The organism is Anaeromassilibacillus sp. An200 (genome assembly GCF_002160025.1).
Classification (GTDB): domain Bacteria; phylum Bacillota; class Clostridia; order Oscillospirales; family Acutalibacteraceae; genus Caccousia; species Caccousia stercoris.
The window spans coordinates 1-25,718 of sequence record NZ_NFJU01000032.1; the positions used below are offsets into that span (position 1 = coordinate 1).

At 44.1% G+C, this 25,718-nt stretch carries 20 protein-coding genes; 1 reads left to right on the forward strand and 19 read right to left on the reverse strand.

What is annotated here, in order from left to right; genetic code table 11:
• The 19 genes from B5F35_RS13940 to B5F35_RS14030 form a co-directional block, all read right to left on the reverse strand.
• A partial coding sequence (locus tag B5F35_RS13940; RefSeq protein ID WP_206424051.1) for a DUF6531 domain-containing protein occupies positions 1–5,437 on the reverse strand: 5,437 nt, incomplete at its 3' end.
• A gap of 110 nt (positions 5,438–5,547) precedes the next feature.
• Positions 5,548–6,441: a DUF4280 domain-containing protein gene (locus tag B5F35_RS13945; protein WP_087242002.1), complete on the reverse strand. Its 894-nt coding sequence runs from the start codon at positions 6,439–6,441 to the stop codon at positions 5,548–5,550.
• Positions 6,442–6,969 (reverse strand): hypothetical protein, encoded by a 528-nt coding sequence (locus B5F35_RS13950; RefSeq protein WP_087242004.1) that lies wholly within the window; start codon positions 6,967–6,969, stop codon positions 6,442–6,444. It abuts the gene before it with no gap.
• Between the two features lie 8 nt (positions 6,970–6,977).
• On the reverse strand, positions 6,978–8,033 hold the full coding sequence (locus B5F35_RS13955; protein WP_162611434.1) for a pentapeptide repeat-containing protein: 1,056 nt from the start codon (positions 8,031–8,033) through the stop codon (positions 6,978–6,980).
• Between the two features lie 16 nt (positions 8,034–8,049).
• Positions 8,050–9,465, reverse strand: a complete 1,416-nt coding sequence (locus tag B5F35_RS13960) for a contractile injection system protein, VgrG/Pvc8 family (protein WP_087242008.1) — start codon at positions 9,463–9,465, stop codon at positions 8,050–8,052.
• On the reverse strand, positions 9,458–10,099 hold the full coding sequence (locus B5F35_RS13965) for a hypothetical protein (RefSeq protein WP_087242010.1): 642 nt from the start codon (positions 10,097–10,099) through the stop codon (positions 9,458–9,460). Before B5F35_RS13965 ends, B5F35_RS13960 begins: the two co-directional genes overlap by 8 nt.
• 15 nt (positions 10,100–10,114) lie before the next feature.
• The gene (locus B5F35_RS13970; RefSeq protein WP_087242012.1) at positions 10,115–10,885 is read right to left on the reverse strand and encodes a hypothetical protein; all 771 of its coding nucleotides are present in this window, start codon (positions 10,883–10,885) and stop codon (positions 10,115–10,117) included.
• Between the two features lie 12 nt (positions 10,886–10,897).
• Positions 10,898–13,519: an acetate and sugar kinases/Hsc70/actin family protein gene (locus tag B5F35_RS13975; RefSeq protein ID WP_087242014.1), complete on the reverse strand. Its 2,622-nt coding sequence runs from the start codon at positions 13,517–13,519 to the stop codon at positions 10,898–10,900.
• Between the two features lie 26 nt (positions 13,520–13,545).
• The gene (locus tag B5F35_RS13980; RefSeq protein ID WP_087242016.1) at positions 13,546–14,226 is read right to left on the reverse strand and encodes a hypothetical protein; all 681 of its coding nucleotides are present in this window, start codon (positions 14,224–14,226) and stop codon (positions 13,546–13,548) included.
• A gap of 20 nt (positions 14,227–14,246) precedes the next feature.
• Positions 14,247–15,545, reverse strand: coding sequence for a hypothetical protein (locus B5F35_RS13985; protein ID WP_087242018.1), 1,299 nt, complete (start codon positions 15,543–15,545; stop codon positions 14,247–14,249).
• Positions 15,546–15,559: 14 nt separating this feature from the next.
• A complete protein-coding gene (locus B5F35_RS13990) occupies positions 15,560–17,404 on the reverse strand; it encodes a PP2C family protein-serine/threonine phosphatase (RefSeq protein WP_087242020.1) in 1,845 nt (614 codons plus the stop codon).
• Positions 17,401–18,246: a PP2C family protein-serine/threonine phosphatase gene (locus tag B5F35_RS13995; RefSeq protein WP_087242022.1), complete on the reverse strand. Its 846-nt coding sequence runs from the start codon at positions 18,244–18,246 to the stop codon at positions 17,401–17,403. Before B5F35_RS13995 ends, B5F35_RS13990 begins: the two co-directional genes overlap by 4 nt.
• A gap of 21 nt (positions 18,247–18,267) precedes the next feature.
• Complete coding sequence (locus B5F35_RS14000) at positions 18,268–18,780, reverse strand: FHA domain-containing protein (protein ID WP_087242024.1); 513 nt, start codon at positions 18,778–18,780, stop codon at positions 18,268–18,270.
• Positions 18,781–18,808: 28 nt separating this feature from the next.
• Positions 18,809–19,363 carry an FHA domain-containing protein gene (locus B5F35_RS14005; RefSeq protein WP_087242026.1) on the reverse strand — a complete coding sequence of 185 codons (555 nt, stop codon included), beginning with the start codon at positions 19,361–19,363 and terminating at the stop codon, positions 18,809–18,811.
• A 41-nt stretch (positions 19,364–19,404) separates the two neighbouring features.
• A complete protein-coding gene (locus B5F35_RS19690) occupies positions 19,405–19,833 on the reverse strand; it encodes a J domain-containing protein (protein ID WP_087242028.1) in 429 nt (142 codons plus the stop codon).
• A 178-nt stretch (positions 19,834–20,011) separates the two neighbouring features.
• A complete protein-coding gene (locus B5F35_RS14015; RefSeq protein WP_087242030.1) occupies positions 20,012–20,443 on the reverse strand; it encodes a membrane-associated protease 1 in 432 nt (143 codons plus the stop codon).
• 21 nt (positions 20,444–20,464) lie between these two features.
• Complete coding sequence (locus B5F35_RS14020; protein WP_087242031.1) at positions 20,465–20,890, reverse strand: hypothetical protein; 426 nt, start codon at positions 20,888–20,890, stop codon at positions 20,465–20,467.
• A gap of 22 nt (positions 20,891–20,912) precedes the next feature.
• A complete protein-coding gene (locus B5F35_RS14025) occupies positions 20,913–23,093 on the reverse strand; it encodes a transcriptional regulator (protein ID WP_087242033.1) in 2,181 nt (726 codons plus the stop codon).
• A 52-nt stretch (positions 23,094–23,145) separates the two neighbouring features.
• The gene (locus B5F35_RS14030; RefSeq protein WP_087242035.1) at positions 23,146–24,978 is read right to left on the reverse strand and encodes a vWA domain-containing protein; all 1,833 of its coding nucleotides are present in this window, start codon (positions 24,976–24,978) and stop codon (positions 23,146–23,148) included.
• A 380-nt stretch (positions 24,979–25,358) separates the two neighbouring features.
• Between B5F35_RS14030 and B5F35_RS14035 the strand changes: the two genes are divergently transcribed.
• Positions 25,359–25,697 (forward strand): helix-turn-helix domain-containing protein, encoded by a 339-nt coding sequence (locus B5F35_RS14035; RefSeq protein ID WP_087242037.1) that lies wholly within the window; start codon positions 25,359–25,361, stop codon positions 25,695–25,697.
• Positions 25,698–25,718 lie beyond the last annotated feature (21 nt).

A 25,718-nucleotide genomic window follows, 5' to 3' on the forward strand; every position in this document is an offset into this window, starting at 1 on the left:
TATCCCCCGCGAAGTTATAGGCATACTGCTCTGTGGAGCCGTCCGCCTTCCTCACGCCGGTGATCCGGCCCCACTCATCCAGCAGGTACCTGGTCTCGTTTCCGTTGCCGTCCACAATGCCGGTAATCCGGCCCTGGGCGTCATACTCCAGTTCCTGGCTGGCACCGCCCATGCTCTCCATGCGCCGCTGGGCTCCGGTGAAATCATACTCATACTTCACGCCGCTGCCCACGCCGTCCACACGCTGGAGCAGGCGGCCCGCCCCGTCGTAGGTGTTGCTCTGGAGCACATGGCCCTCCGGGCTGACCACCGTAAGTACCCGACCCTCGGCGTCGTAGGTAAACTGGAAGCCCTCCCCGCCATCCGTCTCCGGATCGTATTCATTGGGACGGATCAGACGCACCACATGGCCGTTCCGGTCGTAGACTGTGCGCTGTACCCCGCCGTCCCGCTCAGTCCTCCGGATCTCCCGGTTCAGCAGGTCATAGGCAATACGGGTCTTGCGCCCCTGGTTGTCCGTGATTTCAGTCAGATTGCCCGCCGCATCGTAGCCAAACTCCGTCCGGTTGTCGATGCCGCTGGCCGTTTCCCTGTGAATCTCCGCCGTCAGGCGGTTGGCCGCGTCGTACTCCCGCAGAATCTCGCCGCCCTCTGGCAGAAGAATGCGGGTCATGTTCCCGTTCCGGTCGTACTCATACCGTGTGCTGACAAAGTGGCTTCCACAGCCGTTCGGGTCCGCGCTCTGCCGTGTCTCCACCAGCCGGCCTGCCGCGTCATAGCGGTAGTCCAGCCGCTGGGTTAGATCCTTACTGAGCAGGCGTGTCTCCCGGGTGCGCTGGTTCAGCCCGTCGTACTCGTAGAGTACCACAGCTCCCAGGCCGTCGCTCACCCGCACCAGCCGGTTCTGCTTGTCATACCCGAAGGTCAGCGTGTGAATGCTGCCCCTGGCGCTCTCCGCATCCTGGAAGGACAGAAAACGCTTTTCCTCCGTCCGGCTGCCGTTGGCATCATAGGTATACTGGGTCAGCCGGTACTGGACCGTGCCGTCCTCCGCCCTGGATACCGGCTCCCGTTTTTCCAGAAGCCAGCCCGCCCGGTTGTAGGCGTACAGCGTCCCGATCCGCTCCTCATCTGTCTCTCCGGCCAGATAGCCGTCCGCGGAGATCTCCTTGACCACCAGGCCCCGCAGGCTGTACAGATACTTCTTTCCCACCGCCCCATCGGGGCCGATGATCTCCACCAGCCGGTTAGCTGCGTCATAGCGGTAGGTATATCCAGCGCCGTCATCTGTTTGGGGATCGTACTGCTCCGGCTCAATCACCTTCACCAGGTTGCCCATAGCGTCATATTTCAGACGCCGGATGCCGCCATCCGGATAGATGACCCGAATCCTCCGGTTATCGGTGTCATACTCATACCTCACACCCTGGCCGCTCCTGGTTTCCGGGTCGTAGGTATTGGGATGGATCTCCATCTCCAGCCGCCCTGCCATGTCATGCGGGGTAGCAAACACATTCCCCAGCGGATCGATGGTGCGGATGCGGTGATCCATCGCATCGTATTCATACCGGTAGCAGGAGCCGTCTCCCGTTTTCTCGTCGTACTCATTGGGCAGCACCTTGGCAGTCAGATTGCTCAGCAGATCATAGCGGTAGCGGGTCGTATTGCCCAGTGGATCAATCTCCAGCGCCCGCGCCCCCAGCCTGGTGTAGCCAAACTGGACTTCACCGGCCTCGCTCTGGATCGCCATGCATTGTTCAATCTTATCATAGCGGTACTGGAACACCGCACCCTCCGGCGTGGTGAGCCGGGACACCCGGCCGCTGTGTTCCCAATACTCATACTTTGTCTCATTGCCATTGCCGTCCGTCATGGAGATCATACGTCCCAGGCGGTCATATTGGTAAGTCTGCACCCGGCGGCGCACCGTGTCGATCACCTGCTCCTCACGGACGCAGTTGTTATGTGCGTCAAACTGGGCAAAGAATTCCTCACCGTCGTTGTTCCACCAGTGGATCCGGTTGCCCCGTTCATCGTACTCATACTCCCAAACCAGGCCGCCGGGCAGCTCATGGCGCACCAGCTTCCCATCCTGCCGGTAGGTCCAACGGGTGATCTCACCGTTACGCCCCTTCTCCTGGATGCGGTTGTCCCACTCGTCATATACCAGCTCCTGAGTGGTGCCGTCGTCATATTCCGTTTTTATATTTTGCTTTTTCTCATTGTAATAGTGCACGATTCTTGCACCGCTGTGTATATTGCAATAGGTGGTCCGGCGAAGCGCGTCGTCATACATGAAAATGTGCTCTTCCCCGTTTGCCAGGTCCTGCCTCACCACTCTCCCTTTTTCGTCGTAGCTGTTGTTCAGATAGTTGACGCCATTTTGATCCGTCACCGAAACAATCCGGCCTTCCCTATCATATTGATAGCGCATGGTTCCACCGTTCGGATAGGTTACTTCCGTCAGCAAGTCCCCATCATACTTATACCGAACCGATCTTCCCGCCCTGTCTGTGATTTCCGAAATCTTGCCTGCCTCATAGCGGAAGTCCAGATACTGTCCGCTCGCAAGTGTCAGTCTCTGAATCGTTTCCCCACAGTAGCTGATCTCCGTCCGGTTCCCATGTATGTCCACAATACTGACCAGGTTTCCATGCCCGTTGTATCCATACCTCTTCCCTGTCACGCTTTCATAAATCCAGTACCCCTCTGCTGTTTCCGTCATCCTGTATTCCAGGCTTCCGTTTTTGGTGTTGATCCAACCTTGCTCTGTCTTTTCAAAGTGCTCTACGCTCAAATCATCCTTGAGCATCGCCGCTTCTCCGTCCTCCACGATCAGGCACATCCCTATGCTGCTCACCCAACGTGTTCCCAGAAGCTGTTTTTCATAGCTGCTCAGCGACTGATGGCGGCGCATCAGGCGAAACTCCCCTGCGATATCCGGCAAAATAAAATCCGTCTGCTCTGCAACAAAGCTTCCTGTCACAGGATCCACCGGATCGCCCTGAGGATCCCGTATCCCTTTGAACCAGGCTTTGAGTCCCTCAAAGCTTTTTCCCACCAGATTCTGCACACCGTTCTTTCCGCTTTTCAGACCCAGATACACCGCTCCCGCGGTAGATTCCCCTGCTTTGCTGAACGTTTCTATGGCCGACTTCCCAGAATTTTTCAGCGAGGACAACGCCTTGCTTCCCACTCCCTTCGCTTTCGCAGACGTGTCCTGCAGTATTTCTCCTATGGCTCCTGTCAGTCTTTGCCGCGTCGTTCCTGTTTTTTGGCTCATTCTGGCCCCCAGATTTCCTCCTAGCCTCGAGGCAGCCATGAATGCACCGGCTGTTCCCACCGAATAAGCGCTCATTTTCAACCACTGCTGAAACGCCTGCATATTTTCGCTGGTCCAGCCCTCCTGACTCACCTTCTCCCAAATTTCCTTCAAACTTTTTATGTTCTGACCCAACATAATGGATGTGCACACCATTCCATAGATAGCTTCTATTTTACTTGTTACTTTGCTCACACGGGTTACCGTGCTGAGCACTTTTCCCATCTTTCCCACCTTCGACACGATTCCAACCACATCTCCGAACACTCCCAGAACTCCTATCCCTACTCCTATCATGTCTCCGCGGTTTATCGAAATCCCCACGTCTATTGCGCTTGCCGCAAGGGCAACAGCCCATCCGATGGGCGGCAGGCACATTCCTATCAGGCTGATGGCACTCAACGCCAACTGGATTCCGTCCAAAATCAAATCGCGCGTGGTGTAGTTTTCCAGCTCGACTCGCTCATAGTTCCCCCGATGTGAGCCATACATCGAATAATGCGGTGAGGAGAGGACCATGATTCCGTCCTGATCCATCTGGATGGCGCTGCTTGTATCATGCAGCGATAATACGAAACTTTCCGATGCGCGCAGGGAGATATTCCCTGTCAGGGATCCGGTATCTTCCTCTTCCTCTTCTTCTTTTTCTTTTTCTTTTTCCTTTGCCGGCTGCTGCGAATCATCTCCAGATATTATGTCGCTGATCGTCTCCACTATGATATTGTTTTTGAACTGCTGCTCTATCATGTTCATATACTGCACGCTGCGGGATTCCTGATAGCTTTCCCATGTCAGCGGGTACACCGGTGCCTGTGCTCCTCCTCCATGCAGTTCATAGTCCGCGTGGGCTTCGTCCGTATTCTTTTTCATTTCAGCAAAGCTGTTCTTATAGCTGGTTTTTATGTTTTGCAGCGTTTCCTTCCTGTTGCTCAGGATAAATTCATCTGCTGCTTTGAGCAATATGCTTTGCTGGCTCTGTATCGTAATCCCTTCGCCCTTTTTGAACGTAATATGCGTCTTTTCCTCGTTTTCGGGATCCTCATGGTCGCGTTTCACCACGAATTCCAGCTTCTTTTCTGACGCTTTGATCATATGCTCCTGCGCCACCAGAACACGATCCTTCGGATTCCCAAAATCCGGCATTTCACCGTTCCACTTGCTTCCCAGGCAGACGATGGTTCCGTCATTCTGATAATACGCAAAAACCTGATCCCCTATATTGGGCATACAATAAAAGTAGTTTCCGATGGAGCTTTCATAGGGAATCCATCTTGTTCCTGCCGCAGGGCCGTCACTGCTGAATTTCACCAGCACCAGCACTCCCTGTACATCCAACACCTCACCTGTAAGGACTGTACTTAGCAGCGTGGTTTTCGTGCCATCTACCGGAACTGCACCCACAGGGTCTGTCAGGGTAAGGTGATTTTTCACCAAATCACCATCGCTTGCAATACGGCTCCCAACAACTGCATAGTCGCGGGAATCTCCTGCCATCTTACAGCCAACGCCAATTTCCAGGTCAGAAGAAACACCGATTTGTTTGGACATTTGATAGGACAATACTTCTCCGCCCATGCGTGCCTGCATGGTCAGATAGTCTGTCAGATCCTTTTCTTCGCGCTCCAACTCAAAGCTGCTGTAGGAAAATGTGGAAAACGGCTCCAGACCCACACTAATATGTGGCTCCAGCGATTTGCTGTCCGCATATACATAAAACCCCTGCTCGTTGGCAATTCGAACTGTAAATTCCCATGGTGTTTCATTGTTGCGGGAAAGCATTTGTGAAATGGGAATATCATTGGGAATAGAAACCTTTACGCCATAAGGAGCCATGACAGAGTGGAGCACCTGCCCCAAGGTTTTCCCTGTGCTTTGGAAGGTTTCACTCTTGCGATCCTGGTCTGCCAGGCAGGAATAAGTGTATGCCGTAATCAGAAGCTCCTGATATTGAGCACTATGTTCCAGTTTCAACCTGGTCACCATACCGCTGAATATCACTTCTCCTGTCCGTCTGGCAAGTGTAATCGGTGTATCTTCGCAGCGGAGAATATCTTCCTGTGAAACTTCCGCTGGAATAACAGCCTTTAAAATCATGGTACCATGTGTGTTCGCCATACTGGACGCATCTAAAAAGAGAATTTTGATACACGGTATCCCAAACTCTATTTTCAAACTGCCTAATGCATCAAATTCCTTTGTCATGGTTTCACCCCGTCTATGGTCTTTCAACCCAAAATTGTTGTGACTACCGGAACTACAGAGTTTTCTGTCTCCTCGTTTTCTCCGCTTTCTTCCACAATATTTGCTACTGCCGTTCGTAAAGGCTTCTCTTCCCCAAAGCTGTTTTTGACTGTCATACGATCACAATCCATGTTGGCAAGTGGTGAATCATTATGTTCCAGATATAATTTGAATTTATCATACTGTGCTTCTGTACTGGCATATTCTTGTGCTTCCCCATCCTGAGAATCTCCGCTGTGATTGAGTAGATCGCTAAACAGCTGATTAGCAGTCTCCACATCTCCATTAGCAAATTTCAAAGCCTCGGTATAGCCATCCTTCATAAACTCAGCAGTCTTGCTGTCCACTTTTCCTTGTGCCTGTGCCTGATCCACACAGGCGTTAACTTCCGCACAGGTTTTTTCGATATCTTCCGCTTGCTGCTCGCTTTCGGCACTTTCCAACGGCGTAGATTCAATTGTAATAATTCCCCCACATTTACAAAAAAGCATGCTTTTCATTAATAAAGCAGGCGCTCCATCTATTAAATATTTATCGTCTGTCTCGTACCACACGGTTTCAATCATTGGCTTACATTTCTGTGCGACAAAAAACTCGTTAATACTTTGAAAAATTTTTTCAAATCCCTGTTTTTCAACAGCTAAACCAGTTTCTTTGTCTTGCTGCCGTGGGGTGCAATCTCCAAAATGGATGATATTGATATTAGGCTTCCAATCATTTGCGTTCAAAACTGGTTGAGCTTCTGGACCAAACAGAACACCATGTCCACCTTTTACTTCCGCCACATTGATAGGGTGACTCATGGAACCATAGCTGCATTTAGCATATAAAAGGCGGTAAACGAACCGGTTTTCCGGCAAGATTTTTGAATCTGACATTTATTTCACCTCCACGGGTGTTAAACCTACACCGTACGGGCATCGACGCAAAATACTTTCTGCAACAGAAAGCTCCACTATTACTCTGAATTCCAGAATTTCATTAACTCGAAAGATAGGAATGTGTGGCAAACGTGTTTTATCTATTATGAGCTTTTTTATGGAACCGTCTGGATATCTTTCTGCGTCTTTATGTAAACAGGAAACTGAGCGGAAATAAGGAAGCCAATACATACAATTTTCATGGCGTTCCTTTTCTCCTGCAAACAGTTGAACTATCTTCATCTGTAGATCCGGCATATACAAACAAAAGAGCTTTTTTAATTCATCGCTGATAAGAAAGCTTGGATCATGTAAAACGCAAGGGATCTCCTCTTGCGCTTCCGCGCAAAAGTATGCAACAATAGCCTGGTCCAGGCGATCAAACGCCTTTTTATCCACCACCCTTTGATATCTGGATGGAAGCCCCAAAATTGTCAGGGGACGCTGAACCCTGTCGCTCATATGTAACAGGAAGTAGGACTCCATTGATGTGCTCACTCCCTCGTTTCCGGAATTAGAACTGAAAAATCTGATAAGTCTGTTAATGTATTCTCCAGTGTAGTAAATGTAGTTGTGCACTGCTCCATCAGTGCTCCTCGTAAATCACACTCGCAAAAAGCGACATGATTGATAGAAGTATGAAACAGCAGCAAAGAACAATACCAATCATCTGCCTTTTCTGGCGGAAGGCCTTCAAAACAGGCTATTACTTTTTGGAAACTGCTATTCTCTAAAGTACACTCTTCAAATCTTGCTCCTGCCAAAAATGAGTCTTGGAAAGTAACATCCGTGAATTTGCATCGCTTAAACACGCAGTCGTTCATGACTGATTGCTCAATACTGCAATTTTTAAATTCACAATCGCAAAACACACAACCTTTTAAATTGAGCCTAAAAAACCTTTTTTTCTGAAATAGCCTTTGAGTGAATCGGTGATGTGCAAACTGTCTCCCACGGCTGTTAAAAATATCAATCTCTGGATACTCAGCTGACAAAAAAACTTTCCAGTCTAAAAACTCTCCAAACTCAATATGAAATTCATTTCCCTTTATTAACTTTTTGTAGCTTTCTGTTTTATTTATAGTTTCCAAACTATATTTGAGAAGTGACCCCATAAAACTCCATGCAGGTCCAATACACTTCCAGGCAGCCTGCTCTGCCTGAAGCGGAAAACAGTTTTTTTGTATCTCCTGATTTTTCAGGATGCCTTCAAAGTAATCCAAAAGCGCTTTCCAAACAGGGAGAAACCAGTCACATGCTATAAAGACAGTGGAAAGAGGACGTTCATACAAAAGCCAATCCTCACCATATGCATCGATACGATACCCAAACTCTTCATTGGCCAGAGCTGTACGCAGCATAGATAGTGAGATACATGAAATCGGCTCGAGCTTTTCCTGACGTTGTTTTTCACACAGCTCATTCATAAAATTTTCAACTGGAGAAAAAAAGAAATCTTCTGCATAATCGGAAAGAAGCTCCGTCAATTCAGAAATCATTTTTTCTGATGCATGAGAAAATACTGTCTGATTAAATATGGTTTCATCCATGCTTTTTCCCCCTGCTTTACTCAACAATAACTTCATTTCCCAGCAAAGTGATCCCTGTTTCTTCCATATCAATAAACGCTCGATCTGTTCCTAAGGAAATCTTTTCATCTGCAACTAATTGAATTGTTTTAGCCTGCATTATAATGTCTTCCTTTGCCATAATGCTCAGATTCTTTTTGCAGCAAATGGTAATTCCATTGTCAGTAGACAGATCAATATAAGCTTCTTCCCCGTCAGATGTAATTAAAATTCCAGATTCTGTTAATTGGATGCACTTTCCATGCGCCATCCATATTTTATCTTTTGGATTACTTGCAGCAAACATTGGTACAGAACTGGCAGCAAACGCTTCTCCTTCGTTCCCCGAAGGAAAAAATACTCTCACAGTATCGCCTACTTCGGGCATGCAGTACCACCCGCTCTTATCTGAGGATGAATATGCGGTAGAATACTCAAACCAATAATCTCCATTGTAAGAGCCATCAAACGAGAACTGTACCTTTACTTTGTTTTTAGATACATCCTGAACGGTTCCTGTAAACATTTTGCCGCTGCAATTTTGATTTGATATGGGGGGGACCGCCAATCCTCTTATATCTGTTGTACTGCCTGCTTGCGGCTCCTCATTACCCATCGGCAAAAGTCCATAAGTCATTTCAAGAATGCCATCCCGCATTTCAGCATTCACACTTTTAACAGCAAAAAAACGTTTTTCAACCTTAACAAAATTACCAACAAAAGTATAATAATATGATTTTAAACCAGCATCAGAGCTATCTTCACTTACCATAATCTTTTCGCCGGAATTTTTTCCGACAGAAGTTCCTTTGTCCATTTGAAAAGATGCTGTGGTTAAATCTTTTGTCTGGTCAGATGACGGAAGTCCTACATACAGATGAGGTTCATCTGCTTGTATGTCAGAAAAAAGTGGTGCACCAAGTTGAGAAGCCATGCGAATGCAAAAATCCCAATTTGTCTCATCGTATTGCATTACAATGGAGCCTGTTTTTCTGTCTGTAACTGTGATTTCAGCTGTCCCTTCTCCTGCTATGCTTTGACAAATTAATTCCCCATAAGTTGCAGATGTGTTTTGAAAAGAGCGCTGATGTGTTTGAAAATCCAACTTTTTACAAGAGTCTTCCAGCATCACTGTAACCTTGGCATATTCATTAAGATATTCCACAGCAATGTTTTTGACGATGCCACAGAATAATCTTGCAGGCTGATTTTTAGCCGTTGTAATAACCTCTGTCGCGCTTAATTCATCTGTTCTTTGTGCAATATAATCTGCATTCTCAGGAAGCATTTCTCCTTCAATAATACATTGTCCAAAAGAATTAGGACCATGTTCAATTTTCAAGTTAATAATCTTGGTAAAAGGAAACAATCCTACGAAAATATTTACATGGGAAATAACTTCTATCTCATTCATTTTTTCCGACCTCTTCCACACTATGATTGGGGAAACGTATGCTATCAATCATTTCCTGCATAATCGGTTGATACCGCTTTTTTAGTCTGGATGGACAGGTAATGCAGCCAATTGCGGTCATCTTATTCAGTGGAAAAACAAAGACTGTGCGATAGCTTGGCTCAGTGATCGTTTGGGAAATTGCCTCAAACCAACGCACATAAATATCATGTATTACTTTTTTTCCAGTTGATAATATCCGTACATTCGGTCCCACAGTTTTTACTGTCCGTACCATATAAGGAAACATCTGCTCAATATACGTTTTATCACCAGGAATGTTTGTCACTGTAAATGTAATGCCAAACGGGAGATATGGATTTTCATAAACATATTGCGGCTTACTTTCCATAATAAACTGCTGTTTGATGATTGCATCAGAAAGCGGTTCAAAATCTTTTGGGACCCGCATGAATAAACGTCCATCCAACAACATTTTATCTTCAAATACTACTGGTATTTTTGTGATATACGTTACCGGATCATAAATAGACTGCTGCAGTTCTTCTGAAAGGGTTTCTTCTGATGCCTGCTGTTTTTTAAACTCAGCGGCTTTTTGCCTCATGCGCAGCAATTCTTCATCTTGGTATGACATCAATAGTTCCTCCAATCAATCCATCATAATGCTCCAGGTTTTTCGTTTTGCAGGCATTTCTTTCTGCTCACCTTTAAATTGTGTGAGGCAAGAAATCAGTCCACGATATAGCTGGATATTTGAGTCGCAAGAAAAGTCGGCTCCCAGTTTAGAGTGGATATATGCTTCCAGTGCCTCCGCTCGGACAGGTTCTTTGGAAGAAAGTAACATCATACAGAATATGGCGTCTGTTCCATCTGCTCCTAATCGCAACGCTTCCTGTGCAAAGTGCATTGTGATTTGGGGGGAGAGTGTAGAGCGATCCATACCACAAAATCTGGAGTGAATGGTATTTAGTGTATCATACTCCGTTTCCCGATCGGCAAAGCTCGTATAGGTATATCTCAGTCTTGCTCCGGGCTGAAGCTTAAACCGGCAAAGTTCAAAAAATCTTTCCTCAGCAGCTGGCCCTTCTGTAAAAACCAGTTCCATTTCACGAGTCACAAAAGAATCTGTCTCTACCTGGTCGTGGAATACCAGATTGAGAACTCGGGTGGTATTAGTTGGCGCGTAGGCCGCAAATTGCGGTTTCTGAATCAGATATAGTTCACCTTCATAACGGATTACACCTGGATTGACCACAATACTATCCTCTGTTGTCGTCAGCACGCAACCTGCCACGATCCCATCGGAGCAATTTTGATACAACAGGGGTCCCAAACCGTAGAGATAAGAGGACAACTCTGTCATCATTTCTCGTTTAAAGATGTGCCCACTGTGAAATTCCGGAATCTTTTGTACCCACATAAGAAATCACCTTTACTTTGTCCCATCAAAGAAATTTGTAAGCCAGCCCTCTGTTTCAAAGCGGAAGAACTGATCCGGTCCTAACTGAAGCTGCCCTTTTCGGCGCAAAACTGGTACCACTGTAAAACCCCAACGATTTTCGTCTGCCAGAACAAAGAATTTCAGTTCTCGATCGACAATATCATCCAGATCGTCTTGAAGAATTTGTCCGCCATACCGATCTACAATTTCCTCTGCTTTTTGATTTTCAAATTTATCTGGATCGCAGGAACAGTTATAAATATATCTCTGCCGCCCCTCCAAATCTTTTAAGTATAGTTTTAGGGTAAGATCGGCCATATTACGGGAAATAAACCCACGGATATTTTCTCTGTCCAGACTATGGATGAGTGTAACCTCTTGATTTGTATGCGTAAAAGCAGTAACCACATAGGGAAAAGCCGCCTGCTCATGAGTAATACTGACATCCGCATATCCAAACATTTTATCCTTTAAGTATTGAATCGCACCATTTAAGCATGTCAGTTTTAAATCATAATCATACTCTTGTCCTTGGTGATGTCGTGAAGATTGAATGATTTTTCCCGGTATAAATTCTTTTAGTGCGTCCCGAAATATATCAATTTTGCAGGACTGTCCTGTGAGTTTTAAGATGCTATATTCAGGAAGTTCTCCAGCTGTGTAAGGTCCCTCCATAAATTGCCGAACAATTCCATAAATATCTGCTTGTAGTAAGAGATTCAGTGCATAAATATTGAGATAGACTGTCGGTATATCTTTCATTACCTCCAGAGTTCCGTTTGGAGTCTGAAATGCTGAGAGTTTCCAGCGATCTACCAACATACATTGTGTTGCGGTTTCCTGAATTGGTATGCTGGAGACAGCCACACGTAAAATATTGGTATGGCTGTAGAAATTGGTTTTAATCCGTTCTGCAGTCTCAAACAGAAAATAAAAATTGTTTTTTACAGCATAATAGTCTCCCCGGCTCTTATGCTCATAGTCGCGAAAACGAGTTGGAATCACCTGTTCTGCTTTGATATATGATTCATCCAGTTTAGCGTATACCTGATCTATCCCTTGTTTATCTACCGTACGGAATAGGTCTATATCAAAATTGCGAATCAAATCATCTGTATCAGGAAGCTCCTCGCTACTTAACTGACGGGCAAGTGCCAGCTTCAGAAGCTGCATAACACGATAAGTTAAGTTATTGCCTCCAAAATCAGTGTTCCCGTTTTCATAAGCGGTCGCAATGTCAATCTGATAGGCTACCCGGCGGTCTGTGATCCGGAACCGACAAGAAGAGAGGTCGGTGGTTCCTCCACCGCAGTCAATAATCAGAGCTCGATATATTTCCCCATCTTTATAATGTTCCTCTTTGATCAGTGTTGAAATAGTATTGTAAAGGACTGCTACGCCTTCATCCAGCATATTTTCATTTTCCAGTCGATAGTTAGGTAAAATCTCTTGAAACAGCTGGATAAACAATGGTTTCTGCTTAACTGGAGCAGAGATATGAATTGATTTAAAGTTACATTTAAACCTCTGTCTGGCACATTCAATTACATACTCCAGATAGGCCTGGATAATTTCTTTGCGTGGGACAAAGCTACGATGCCCCTGACGGTCCACCACTTCTTCCAATCGATCTGAATCGCCTACCCATCTCTTGAGATCATAGAATACGCAAAATCCCTCGTCGATATAGCTTAGATGAAACAGACGGTTTGCTTCGTACCCAAATTTATATTGAATATTCTGTCCATTTACTCCAACTACTGCAACGGCGCTTGGCAATACTGGTGCCACAGTGTCACCATTCTCAACGTTTAAGTAGGACACATAGTTGACCTGATCTCGCCTGAGAATTTGGGCAATGGGATCACCAGCTATTTGTTCAAAATAGGCGCTATCCAAATAAATTCCCGCCGTTGTATTGGATGAACCAAAATCAATTGCAAGAGGCATTCGACTTTCTAAAAGCGAACGCACCTCAAAATTCAGCACAGGAACTGTACGAAATGTAAGATGTTCTGGAACAATTGATGCCTCTCCCTTATAAATACGGTAAAGAAGGTCCGACTGCTTTCGATCCATACAGTAAAGAGTGTAATTTCGTATTGTAGACTCTTCGCATTCGATGTCTGCTGCTTTTGTTATGAATAATTTTTCTGGCTCGCTTTGATAAGTGCGAAGATTAAAAATCGCACATATCTTTCCGCCACTGACCAACAAAGCATTAGTATCCACCAATTCAGGGGTATATCCAATTGTATAGCGATCAAAGTATTCTACAGAAATACCATGATAGACAATCAGTTTGGCACACCCTTGTAGTGAAGTATTGATCAGATTCAATCTTGCGGTGGAAAGCAAGGTTTCCAGCCGTTCTGTTCCTTCGGCTGTGGACTCTGTAATAAATAACCTGTCTGCTCGACCGCGAAAACGCAGAATCTCACGAATCAATACATCCTTGTCCAACGGCGCATGAATACCATTGATAATACGCTCTCGATAACAGATATCCCTTAACTGATAAGTGGTCATCAATTCCAATTCATCCCGTGAATAATAGCGAAGATCCTGTTTCGGATCTGTGTCGCGATTATATGTATAGGAATACTTGCTCAAGTTCCCCACCGCCTTTCTCATGCTTTTTAATAAATTTCAATTTCGTCGAAAATCATAGTTGCATCTACATCCCAAACTCCAAAATGTTTGGACCAGAAGATCCGAACTTGATATTGCAGCGGCAGAAACAGATCCTGAAGCATTTGTATGATCTCCATATTTGCATTTGTCAATCCCAAGTAAAGCAATAGCTGCTCTGGGTGAAGTTTAAGCTGATAGAGGATAGCTTGTGGGTAAAAAAGAGTTAATGATTGGCGAAACATAAGTAAAGATGAGCCGGTTTCATATTGTGCCAGAAGCAGTGAGGCTACACTATGCTTTTGTGCATCAGATAGCGTTTGAAATGTCTGAGAGACAGAAGTACAGAATTCTCCCTTTTCCATATCCCTCAAAAGCTTTTGGACATAGAAATCTCGCTTACTAACACCAGACATAGTTTCTTGATCTGCTAAAACGTGAATTCCAACATCAAACAGAAAACGTAGATATTCAGAGTTCTCCATCTCATGAAGCAGTTCTTGGAAAATAGAAGAAAAACGACACAGACTGTTGATTTCTACAACAGGACCTGTCACAGTATCTTCGTTGAGGCAGGGAAAAGACTGCTCATACCATGGGCTACACTCCTTGGCCTGGGCAAAAAACAAGTTTTCATCTAGCACACCATTTGCTCTCGTTCTTAGCAAAATTTCCCAAATATAATTCATACACTAACCCCATATACTCATCAATCCAATACCCCAACACAGTGATACTCAGGAAAAAGTTTTTGCGCTTTGGTTACGAGAAAACTCATAATATCCATATTTAAGAAGTTGCCTGGATCAGCAGCGGTAAAATGGAGAATCATGGTTTCCTGTTTTTCCCTTTTCCGTAATTCATCAGTAATAAACTGATCCATATCATAGGTTTCCGGTATTTTGTTTTCTGGAATTCCCAATTCAACATTTTGGAATGAAACCACGCTATCATATCCAAAGCTTAGAATAACTCGTCGAAGTTCTCCTCGGGTCTTTACACCTTGTTGATACAGGGAACTCAGATTTGAGGCAAAACTGGCCGCCGGCTGATTTACTAATGGCTGGTATTCATAACGAAGTTTACGGGATTCTGGGTTGACTTGAATCAGTTCCCAATTTGCAGGCCCTTTTTCCTGACAGGTAATAAGCATATCCCCATCTACTAATCGAACATTCTGCAAAACACGATCTAAATTAGCAACAAGATAGTTGCAGTCTGGTGTCAGCCTATGAGCAAAAATCCGGTGTTCATAATGGATGTGATCTACGCAAGGAGACGGATACATACTGGTGCTCACCTTAATATTTTTTAAATTCCAGAGTGGAAGCATTCCCCTTTGAAGAAATGGATCATAGGTTCCAAAATCAACGGATACAGCGAGAATTTTCTCCCCAATGTATTGATCCATACCCTCAGCGTCAGAGAGGTAAACATCGAACATTTTATACAGGTATGCTGCGCAAACTGTGGACCAAGGAATATGGTTTGCATGAAATATTTGATAAAGGTGTTCTATTTTATTCAGATAGCGTTGGCTTCTTTTAATAGAGAATGTGGCAGGGAATGTACCTTTTTCAACAGTCACAGTGCCATGGTACACACTTCCGTCTTGTTCAAATCTTAGCGTTTCTTGAGTGTTTTGGCGCAGGAATACTCTTTCCACCGGCACAGGCTCTTTTGTATCCAGACATTCAGAAACCATGGGATGATCCTGATTGATATCTTCTGAACAAATTGGTGTCAGAAAACCATCACTTGCATCATAAAATCTACTGTTTACAATGCCAATATAAATTGGAAAGTCACTCTCTCGGTTTTGAACTTCTGATAAGATATGTTGCTCCAGCTTACTCTGTTCTTCTGTCAGATACTGAAACAGGCTTACCATCATCGTGTTCGTCACCTGTCGATATAAGGCTCGTTCCTTTAGGTCCTGAATATCCATAGAACGTTTATGGATATAATCCTGTAAATCAAAGCCTGCTCCAAATACGCTCTCGCCCATTTCAATTCCTCTCTTCAGCTAACCGCATCTGGTGTTGAAGATTGCTGGGGACTTGAACTCTGTTCCGTTTGATTGGCGGCCTCTTGTGCTTCCTGTGCGGCCTGTTCTTCCTCACTGATCCCCATTTCAATCAGTTCCAGTTTACGAGTAATTTCAGATACCTTACTGTCATTTTCTAACTCCGCATATACATCTTTTGCCAGAAGATAATACTTTTTTGCCTGAACATAGTTCTTGCTCGCATATTCATTCTCAGCTTGCCGTATATACCCTTCTGCTTCTGTTTCTAATTTTGCTTGGGTTGCCAATTTGTTTTCTGCTGCCTGCAATTTGGTATTAATTGCATCGATTTGAGCCTGATCCTCCAGCGCGGTATATTTCTGAAGCGCAGTAGTATAAAAGGCCTTTGCACTTTCATAATCGCCTTTTGAGAATGCGGCATCACCCTCCGAGGTCACACTAGCTGCAGCAGTCTGTGCTTCCGCATTTTCTTTTGCATCCTCAGCCTCTTGCTGTTGTTGCTGTTCTTGATCTGCGTACAACTGCTCCAATGCGGCCATAGCATCGTCCCGACCAGTATCAAAATAGAGTTTTGCCGCCAGTGCTTTGGCGTTCAAGTACTGTTCCTCTGCCTTTTCATATTGAAGATCCTGTGCCAAAGTATCTCCTAAAAAAATTAGTTCATAGACAGACATATACTGACTTGTTTGATCCAAGCGCTGATCAATATAATCCAAGCCCACATTATCCGCATAGCGGGCCCGATTTCTTGCATTTATAAAATTGCGTTGAGCGTCGCTATATTGTCCATTTGTCAAAGCGTCATCTCCAGCAATCACACTTTCGATGAGTTTCATATAATTTTCAGTGTCCTCTTGGATTTCCTTGTCTTGAAGAGACTCGGCTAAATCCAAAGCGTTCTGGCACTCCTCTTTGGCACGAATATAGTTATCTGCCTGTATATACTCCACTGTGTTATAGAAACTCTGTTCCATGGATTTTATCTTTTTCTGGCGGTTATTGAATAGTACTATCAAAATAACTGTTACAGCAAAAATAGCAACAATAATCGGAATGGCAATGGTAATTGCTCTTTTAATTTTCCGTTTTCGATTTGGGTCATTATAGATTTTATTAAAAAAGATTGCTGCAAATGTGTATGTACCAAGATCCTTAGGCTGTCCGGAAAGTAGCAATTCCTCCACACTATCTACTGTCTCTTGGGGGTCGTCAGAAGCGTCAGCAAAGGCATCTTTTAGCAGTCCATCATCCACATGTTCCCATACTCCATGTGTTAACAGTGCAGCTGCATCAGAGTCAGAGAGCTTAAATTTTTTAGAAATGTAGGGGTGAAAGTCTTTTTCTTGTCCCAGATAACAGTAGAGGTTATGGCGCTCCTGATGCTTTGTTAACTTATCGGGATCCAGTTTTTCTTCGGATACCAAGTCCATACTTAGGGACTGATCTTTAGATTGAATACGTAGAAATCCGTCCCGAAACAGTCGAAATCTGGTATTGCCCGCTTGCCCATAACGACATTTAACATAGTTTGTTACCAAAACAGTAACAGACGCTTTCAAATGCATCTTACTATTCGCGGTGAGCAAAGCCTGATTTGCCGCACGTAAATAACGAAGCAATGCCCCCTTTTGTATAGAGGGAGATTCTGTGAATGCAGAGATAATCGTATCCACAGCTAATTTAGCACTCATCGCATCTACTTGGTCATCAATCCCATCAGAAATTACATAACAAGCGTATTTATCCAACTCAACAAAGCCAAACGAATCTGTATTCTTTAAATGCTGATCTGCTTCTGAAGTAAATGCTGTTTTGAAGGTAGAGTTCTGTTTTCTCATGTTCTGCTTTCGCTCCCGTCCCAACGCAGCAGGATTACACTAGCGTTATCTTTATCTTGCAAAGAGCTCTGGTTGACTTTCTCAACCAGAGAATAAGCCATGCTTTGACAATCCTGCCCACTGGAAAGTATATCCTCAATCTCTTTCCAGGGAATCAGTTCATAGAGTCCATCGCTCATGAGAACAATAATATCCCCTTTCTTCAATGCGATTGGACGATCAAATATTTCTATATCTTTGAATCCATCTTGACCCAAATAGTTATATAAACGATGATTTTCCAGCATGGTCAATGCATCTTCCCGTGAAAGCCTGCCAATCCGAAATGTCTCCTCTGCAAGTACATCTAATGTATGACCAGCTGAAACGGGTACCAAATCTCCATTGCGGTAAACACATAGTTTCACATTTCCCACAACAGCATAGAACAACCAGTTTTTTCGAATCATTGCTGCACCTACACTTGCTGCTCCATACCCTTCATCACCAACTTCTCTCAAAATAGCACGATTAGCTGCATGAAACGCTTTTCGGAAATAATACTGGGGGTTATCAAATGCATTGTAGTCTCGGAATAGATCTAAAAAAGTTTCAACTGCAGTACGACTGGCAATGCGCGCACCATATACCTTTCCCATCCCATCCGCCAGAACCGCAATTAGTCCCGTGGTATTTGCCAAGGTACCCACATAGTCTTCCTGTACTTCACGCCCACCGATCGTCATAGAACTTCCAATATCCGGACCATGGTAACAATTTTTTGCGCCACCCATAGATACCCGAATAACCAGCAGAATCACAGCAGCGGTGCACAGGCAGCCCAGAATGAATTCTGGAATCATATGCCTTGCCTCCTTATTTGATTACTCTGTCTTCTGCCCCCACATAAAATGCTCACCACAGAATGGTAAAAACAGAAATTTTGACTGCCCCAATTCTATTTCATCGTACCGATTAAGTGTACTGGGCGCATATACTGCATTTCCATTAAGATAAACGATACCATTAGAATCGCCGGGCAACAAAACTGTCTCTTTCTTTTTGGGATCGAAGACAATGACAGCATGGTTGCGGCGGGAAATCTCGTTATCACCTAAAATCTGAATATCCATATCATCAGCGCGGCCTACAAAGTTTTTGCCCTGCACAATTTGATAATCCTTACCTTGACGTGGACCATCAATGCAAACAATCCATCCGCAGACCGGCTTAATATCTTCACGGAACAGATCTTCTTCAATCTCTACTTCAGAACGCTGTATCTCTCGCTTTTCCTTGGTTGCTGTCTCCACATTACAATATGGGCACACGGTTCCATGTCTCTTTTTACTAAACACATGACCATTCTGGCAATGGATCAAATTAGATTCCGACATCGTACGGCCATCTCCTTTTCTATATTTTTTATCTAACCATTAGTCGCACAAGGCCAATGTAGAGGATATCTCCGGAGGCAAGCCTACAAGGTTGTCCTGGAGCTAGTTTATATTTCCGTTTGTCTTTTTTTTGAACACTAACTCCATTTTTTGAACTTAGATCCTCAATGTACCAACACCCTGCTGCATAATTTAAAACCGCATGTTCTACTTCTACAGTACTTGCATAAGCCGAACTGGAAAGATTGATATTAACCTGATTTTCTCCAGAGTCTCGTCCAATGGCTAATCCTGTTTTTCCATACAAAGTCCAGTATGTCAGCGGCTGGTCCTCTTCATTTAACAGAACAATTTCTGTCAAATTCTCTGTTGAGATAAAGTTTTGCTCATCTGCTGGATGTACAGGAGGCTCCGGTCCCAGAGTTCCGTCCCGAACCATTAAAATCAAAAATATAACCGCTAGAATAATTCCAGCTGCTACTACAATCCAAACATACCAGTCTTTCACATAAAAACATCCCATCAGTGCAATTACTCCACCCAACAATGCAAGTAAAAAGTCTACCACCCTTTTTCTTGTCATCTTATACTCTCCCTTAATAAAAACTTTGGTATAAAGACTGACTATTTAAATCCCATAAATCGTTCAAAAAGGTCTGTGGTATCCAGAGGGTTTGTTCTTTTTCCAGAGACTTTCTCTTCATTGATTACTTGCCCGGTCTTGGGATCAAATCCAAAAAACTGTGCAAATCCACTTTGCATTTGAGAAAAATCAACTTGCCCGTTGGTGGGGGTATGGATAGCAGCCTGCGTTTTTTTTCTGAATGGCTCACGCTGTTGAGCGGCTTGCTGTTGATCATCATATTTTTTTCGCTTTTCTGGGTCGCTTAAAATCTCATACGCTTCATTAATTTCCTTAAAACGGGTTTCCGCTGCATGATCACCAGGGTGTAGGTCAGGATGACACTCTTTCGCTAAAGCTCGATACGCTTTTTTTAGGTCATCTTGTGATACATTCGGTTGTACGCCCAGTTTTCGGTAATATTCATTCATCGAAATTTAATCCTCCTCACTTCTCGGTCTCTGATCCTTGTGAAAATTCCTGCATACACAGTCCGGTATTTTCACAAAGACCACAAACAGAATATTATGGAAGAAGGGCGCGCCCAACCTAGTCGGACGCGCCCCCTCCTCTCATGCGAAATGCCGCGTCACACGAAGCCCTACGGCATCAAGCGGTGGCGGGATAGCCACCTTCGATCGTGATTCCGCTGATCTTATCCTTCTTCTGCTTGATGGTCAGTTTGAAGGTTCCGACACCATCCGTATCGCCGTAATCCTCATCATAGTTCACCACAAATGCATTAGGGAAATAATACTTCCGCTCCACAATACCGGCCTGAATAATCTCTACCGTAACCTTACGATAGCAGGCAGAGTTCTCTGCGGGTACCATAGACCACAGACCCATTTGACGTGTGGAATCAAAGGGATCACCATCAGTCGCAGTCAAAATTTTGCCGGAAATCTCCAATGTACTGCCTACATCCTTGGTGCGGGCGTTGGAATCTTGAGGAATATCAGTCTTATAGATGACCTTTTTGACACACTCTTTTGCAATTTCAAAAGAGCCCTGGCCCTCAATTGTTACTTTCAGAGACATAGTTCACAACTCCTTTCTGCATTAGGCGCTGAATTCGCCGTCGATGGTAACCTTATCCGTCTGATCCTTCTTCTGCTTCACATGCAGATAGAACGAACCTACTCCGCTTTCATCATCCAAAGCTTCGGAGTATTCTACCACAAATGCATTGGGCAGTGTGACACGACGTACAATCTGGGAGGCAGATACCACATCCACCTGAACCGTACGATAGCTGTCCGCAGATTCGCTGGGTACCAGGCTCCACTGAGCCAGATTGAGTGTGGAATCCTGCTCTTCTCCGCCTAAGGAGAACAGCAGCTTTCCCCAAATCCGGATGGATGCACCATTGTCAGTAGCGCGGGCATTAGAATCCTCAGGAATTTCACTCCCAAAGGTTACTTTAGTAATGGCGCGCTCAGTAAGTTTGACAGGACCTGCCCCGTCGATTTGCAGTCTGAATCCCATAACAGTTTACCTCCGTTTACATTTATTTAGAAGAAATGCGGCTGATCAAGACTTCCAGATTTCGAGCGTTGCCATCAAAATAGATGGTCAGATCGCAGATACCGGTACTCTCATCAATAGTATAGTCAAGATTGTCGCCCTCTTCCAGCACAGCATTTACGCAGTCCTTCTTTGCCAACCACAAACTTTTCTGACTCTTCGGATTATTGGAGAAGAACTGGACAATATTATCCTGCTTGAAGTCTCCAGTAGCATGTCGCAGGATACGCTCAATATAAGTTGTCACCTGTGTTTTGTATGCAGGCTCATAAATGGACTTGTCAGGATCATAGAGCAGGTTACGCGCTTTATATACAGTAATTTGTTTAATATCCTGACCATCCAAAACTGCATTTTCCGAAGCAAAAATCCAACCGAAGTTTTTACGATTGATTTGATCTTTGATGGAGTTGGTAAATCCGGTGATTTCTTTAGGCATGGTAGTGCGGGTGCAAAGTGCATGGTTCCCAGCCTCTACATCATAGCGAACACCAGGAAGCTCAGAATCAACTTTCAATCGGCGGTAGTGATCTTTTAGATATTCAGGGCACTGACAGGCAGCGCGAAAACCGGCAGCAATATACGCGGCATTGATATATACACCTTCAATCCACAGCCGCATCACATCTTCCTTCGCTTCAGAAAGCTGAGCACTGGTACTGTCTTCAGAAATCGTCATCAATTTATCCAATGTAACCCCGGATTTATTTTTGGGAATTACAGTAAAGTTAGGCAGACACGGAACTGCAAATTCGCTATATGGTTTACCCACCAGCGGTTCACAGCGATCAATAAATTTCTGAATTCCTTCCGCTGCCACCGCATTAAAGGTTGTCTCTTCTCTGGACTCAAAAGAGAAGAAAGTTTCTACGCGGTAGTCTTTGAGTACATCCAGCAAAGAAGAGAGCGTTTCCAGACTGTTCACATCCTCATTAATCTTATGAACATTGCCAGCAAAACGCTCGCGGCGCAGCTTTGAACCAGCTTGAAGGGTAATGGAGAGGTTGGGAAAGATGGCATACCAGATGGTATTTTTAAAATTGTTTTTACTGTTCACAGTGTTAAGATACGCATGAAACATAGGCAGGCTGCTGCTCTTTGCCAACATCTCCGGCTTCAGATTTGCCACCACCAAAGTAGGAATCATTCCCTTAGTTTTGCACTTGTACTGGTCAAAGAACATTTTAATCCCAAGAAGCTTTTCTACCAGGGGCTTGACCACTTTGATGAAATCATCTTTTGCATTCTTATAAAACTGAAGATAAGAATTGTAGTTTGCCACTTCGGTTGGAACGTCAATCTTAGACTGAGTGGTAGATGACAACGGACAGAAAGTACGCACTACCAAGCTCTGTACATAATCGGAGGGTGACTCGTTAATGGCTTGATAGTCCTCCTCCAGTGCAGCAACCAACCCCGTGTTGATATTATCATCCACAGTAGCCAATGCAGTGGACTCCTGCTTAGGTGCTTCCAATACTTTGAGCTCACCCTTATCGCCCATAGTAAGCATACCCAGAGCAATTTGATTGTTGTTTCCCTTTTGGTCTCCAGTACCCAGCAACAGTCGGGTTTTGATATCCTCAATTGCAAGAGGCAACATAGCCATAACATTGTTATAATTGTTACTGGCTTCCTCAAACAGTGTGTTAAGTTTGTCGCCTACATCTAATTTAGCAGGATCACCATCTTCCAGTTCTGCATATTTGGCATAGTTATAACGAATTTCCTTACGCACTTGGCGGATGTCATCCATGACTTTTTTAGGAGAGATCATATCCAGCAGATTTTCAAAGCCAAAATCCACATTCAAAACTCCCTGGGATTTCTTAGATTCCATCAGTGTGAAAAGCATTTTCAAGAAATCATTGCCCTGGTTTAAAGGAATCTCGGTAAGCATACTATCTGGAATATTTTCCGGCTTTTTTAGAGTGTACTTGACCGCTTGCGAGTTGGCATCAAAAAAAGAGTAAATACAGGGGGCAAATTTTTCCTGGAATTCTTCATAGCTCCGGCACTCCAGGTGCTGATTAATCTCTTTGATTTTGTCGTCACTGAGGCTGTCAATACCCTTAACATCGCCAATCAATGTCAACAGATCCAACTTTTCAGGATTGATTTCCTCTAACAATAAGGTCCTGTTTGTTTGGTTAATGATAGTCACTCTAACCACTCTCCTTGCAGTTTGTTTTCTACACTAAACTGAGCCAAACATCTCAAGTGTGTGCGTAATTTCTTAACTCATTAGGACGGACTTCACGATATTGAAGTGCCATCTCTGTAATTTCATCTTCAAAAGTGATATCTACTTTCGAGTCCAAACCAATTAAATAACTACGGCCTTTCAGCAAAATTTCTCTGTTTTGCATGATGGTACAATCTGAGTCATTAGATAAAACCAAGCAACGACCAGCACCAGCTTTGAAGTAGATCCGGTCTGCTCCTTCCATCGGTTCACTGACATCACAGCCATCTAAGATCTCCTGGAGCGACAAAACTTTGCCACCAGGAATACGGAACAGATTATAAGTGAGGGGAGGTATATCCCGACCGGATTTTGTTTGGGTAATATAGATATTGAGACGTCCTGTGTAGTCATATTTACTAGGCTCAGGGGGCGGTGGATCAGGAATGGTTCGTGGTTTTCTTCTTTTGTGCCCAACTACCAGATAAACAAGCAGCAGGGCAACGAGTAGGATTCCTATTATCCCCCCAATAATCACTGGCCGGTAATCCGGAGGTTCTGGGAGTACCGGAAGTTCTGGAGCTCCGTCCAATGACACTGTTAAGGGCTGCTGTACAATTATGTTGGTTTCCAAATTATCAAAAGCGACGACAATTTCCGCCGTTTGATTTTCTGCTATATCACTTTGCGGTGGAAGAGATACTATACCAGACTTAAATGATCCAGACCACTCTTGTCCATCAATAGTTCCTGACAGAGACTTACCTTCAAAAACTGAATCCGTTAACACTTGCCTTTCTGGATTCTCTATATCATAAAAAGACACATTGATCTGTGCGGTACGCTCATAATGAGTAGCATCTTCTTCATTTGGTGCAACGTCATCATAGACTACCTGTGGAATCATTGTTAGATAGTACTCTGTGATGACATCTACCTTGACCTGACTTCCTGCATTTCCCTGAAAACTGACATGCACCTTCTCCGCACTGGGATGATTCAGTTCTAGCAATGTGTAATGCGCTCCAGAGACTTGACGAACATTACCCGCATTAAAATCTGCATTCAAATTTTCTATGGGGTTATCACTAATGAACAAAATTCTTGCATTTGTAGCATTAGAGGTAGGAATGTTAATATCCAGTGTCTCTGTTCCGCCATCCGCGTCCACAATGGCCGCAGTTGTTTTTTTAATATGCAGTTGATCCAGAAGAATAGAGTCCACTGCCTGTTGGATATCCTCTGCTTTTGGAGCATGGTAATTACTCCCGCCTGTCTCCGCAGAGGCCGAAAAGATAGTGTTCTCCTTATTTTCCATGTCAGCCCCAAGACCAATCACATGAATTACAACCTGCTTTTCTTTGGCCTGGGTAACCGCTGCTTGAAACTGGCTGGAGGAAAGCGCAGTAGCTGTGTCATCTTGCATAATGATTTCGCCATCAGAAAGCATCACAACTGTTTTTTCTGCAGCGTCTATGGTGTCTAGTAGTTCCATAGCCTTAGTTAATCCTGCTCCTGCGTTGGTATAACCTATGTAACGCACAGAATTAGCTGCTGCCATAATACTATCTCTGTTTTCACTGTCTGACATTCCCACAGCTGCGATGACATCGGTATTATACGCAACCACACCTACATAATAATTAGATGGAAGACTGTAAATGAGTTGTGCAATGCTGTCAATGGCAAAACGATTTCTATCATTTCCATTCATGCTATTGCTGGCATCAACAGCAAACACAATGGCCTTTTGTACAGAATGGTCATTATTATCATTTTGCAGCTCTGCTGCGGATACAACTTGGCATAGCACTAAAGAAAGTGTAGCCATCACCATGCCAAAAAAACAGAACACTCGTTTCATGCGCTGCGCAACTCCTCCCTCGGCAAGGTATTCTATTTTTTAGGATGCTTTATGGAATAATAATGCAGTTTTCGCATTAAAAGCAATAAAGGATACATACTAGTTTGAAGGCAAATCAGAACATAACAGACTAAAATATAGATTTATCGAGGGGTTTCGGCACTTCTTCCTTTTTTCACCACAGTTTTCCTTTTTTCCCTCCAGTATATGTATGTCTAAAATGAGTGCTTTCGTTGCACAAATTTACAATTTTTTAAAAAATGTATTTATAAAGGCAATAAAGCCTCTGCAATCCATTATCAAGTGTTACAATTTGCGATACCATATCTATCAAAGATACTTTCGCCTTTTTCTTTTAAATTCACGGAGGAATATGGCACATGGAATTAGATTATCAAGAAATTGGCCGAAATGTCCGCCGATATCGGCTTTCAAAAGGCTTAAAGCAAAAACAACTTGCTGAGTTAATTCAGGTTTCTGACCAGCATATTAGCCATATAGAGAACGCTCATACTCAAGTCAGCCTACCAACCTTAATTGCCATCGCCAATGCTCTGCAAACAGACTGTAATTCACTTTTGGGTACCACACTCACAGGAGCCAAACAAAGCATCTTACAACAACGTCTATTGGATACTATGGCAGATATGGATATGAAAAAGGTTGAGCTTATGGTTCAGTTTTGTTCTATGCTGTCTGAATTTGACCTTCAAGAATAAAAAACCCGAGGTGACAACTGC

What these genes read in the sequence shown, in the direction of transcription:
- B5F35_RS13945 (WP_087242002.1), bottom strand. Translation starts at nt 6,441, where the DNA reads ATGTCAGATTCAAAAATCTTGCCGGAAAACCGGTTCGTTTACCGCCTT.
- B5F35_RS13950 (WP_087242004.1), bottom strand. Translation starts at nt 6,969, where the DNA reads ATGGAGTCCTACTTCCTGTTACATATGAGCGACAGGGTTCAGCGTCCC.
- B5F35_RS13955 (WP_162611434.1), bottom strand. Translation starts at nt 8,033, where the DNA reads ATGGATGAAACCATATTTAATCAGACAGTATTTTCTCATGCATCAGAA.
- B5F35_RS13960 (WP_087242008.1), bottom strand. Translation starts at nt 9,465, where the DNA reads ATGAATGAGATAGAAGTTATTTCCCATGTAAATATTTTCGTAGGATTG.
- B5F35_RS13965 (WP_087242010.1), bottom strand. Translation starts at nt 10,099, where the DNA reads ATGTCATACCAAGATGAAGAATTGCTGCGCATGAGGCAAAAAGCCGCT.
- B5F35_RS13970 (WP_087242012.1), bottom strand. Translation starts at nt 10,885, where the DNA reads ATGTGGGTACAAAAGATTCCGGAATTTCACAGTGGGCACATCTTTAAA.
- B5F35_RS13980 (WP_087242016.1), bottom strand. Translation starts at nt 14,226, where the DNA reads ATGAATTATATTTGGGAAATTTTGCTAAGAACGAGAGCAAATGGTGTG.
- B5F35_RS13985 (WP_087242018.1), bottom strand. Translation starts at nt 15,545, where the DNA reads ATGGGCGAGAGCGTATTTGGAGCAGGCTTTGATTTACAGGATTATATC.
- B5F35_RS13990 (WP_087242020.1), bottom strand. Translation starts at nt 17,404, where the DNA reads ATGAGAAAACAGAACTCTACCTTCAAAACAGCATTTACTTCAGAAGCA.
- B5F35_RS13995 (WP_087242022.1), bottom strand. Translation starts at nt 18,246, where the DNA reads ATGATTCCAGAATTCATTCTGGGCTGCCTGTGCACCGCTGCTGTGATT.
- B5F35_RS14000 (WP_087242024.1), bottom strand. Translation starts at nt 18,780, where the DNA reads ATGTCGGAATCTAATTTGATCCATTGCCAGAATGGTCATGTGTTTAGT.
- B5F35_RS14005 (WP_087242026.1), bottom strand. Translation starts at nt 19,363, where the DNA reads ATGACAAGAAAAAGGGTGGTAGACTTTTTACTTGCATTGTTGGGTGGA.
- B5F35_RS19690 (WP_087242028.1), bottom strand. Translation starts at nt 19,833, where the DNA reads ATGAATGAATATTACCGAAAACTGGGCGTACAACCGAATGTATCACAA.
- B5F35_RS14015 (WP_087242030.1), bottom strand. Translation starts at nt 20,443, where the DNA reads ATGTCTCTGAAAGTAACAATTGAGGGCCAGGGCTCTTTTGAAATTGCA.
- B5F35_RS14020 (WP_087242031.1), bottom strand. Translation starts at nt 20,890, where the DNA reads ATGGGATTCAGACTGCAAATCGACGGGGCAGGTCCTGTCAAACTTACT.
- B5F35_RS14030 (WP_087242035.1), bottom strand. Translation starts at nt 24,978, where the DNA reads ATGAAACGAGTGTTCTGTTTTTTTGGCATGGTGATGGCTACACTTTCT.
- B5F35_RS14035 (WP_087242037.1), top strand. Translation starts at nt 25,359, where the DNA reads ATGGAATTAGATTATCAAGAAATTGGCCGAAATGTCCGCCGATATCGG.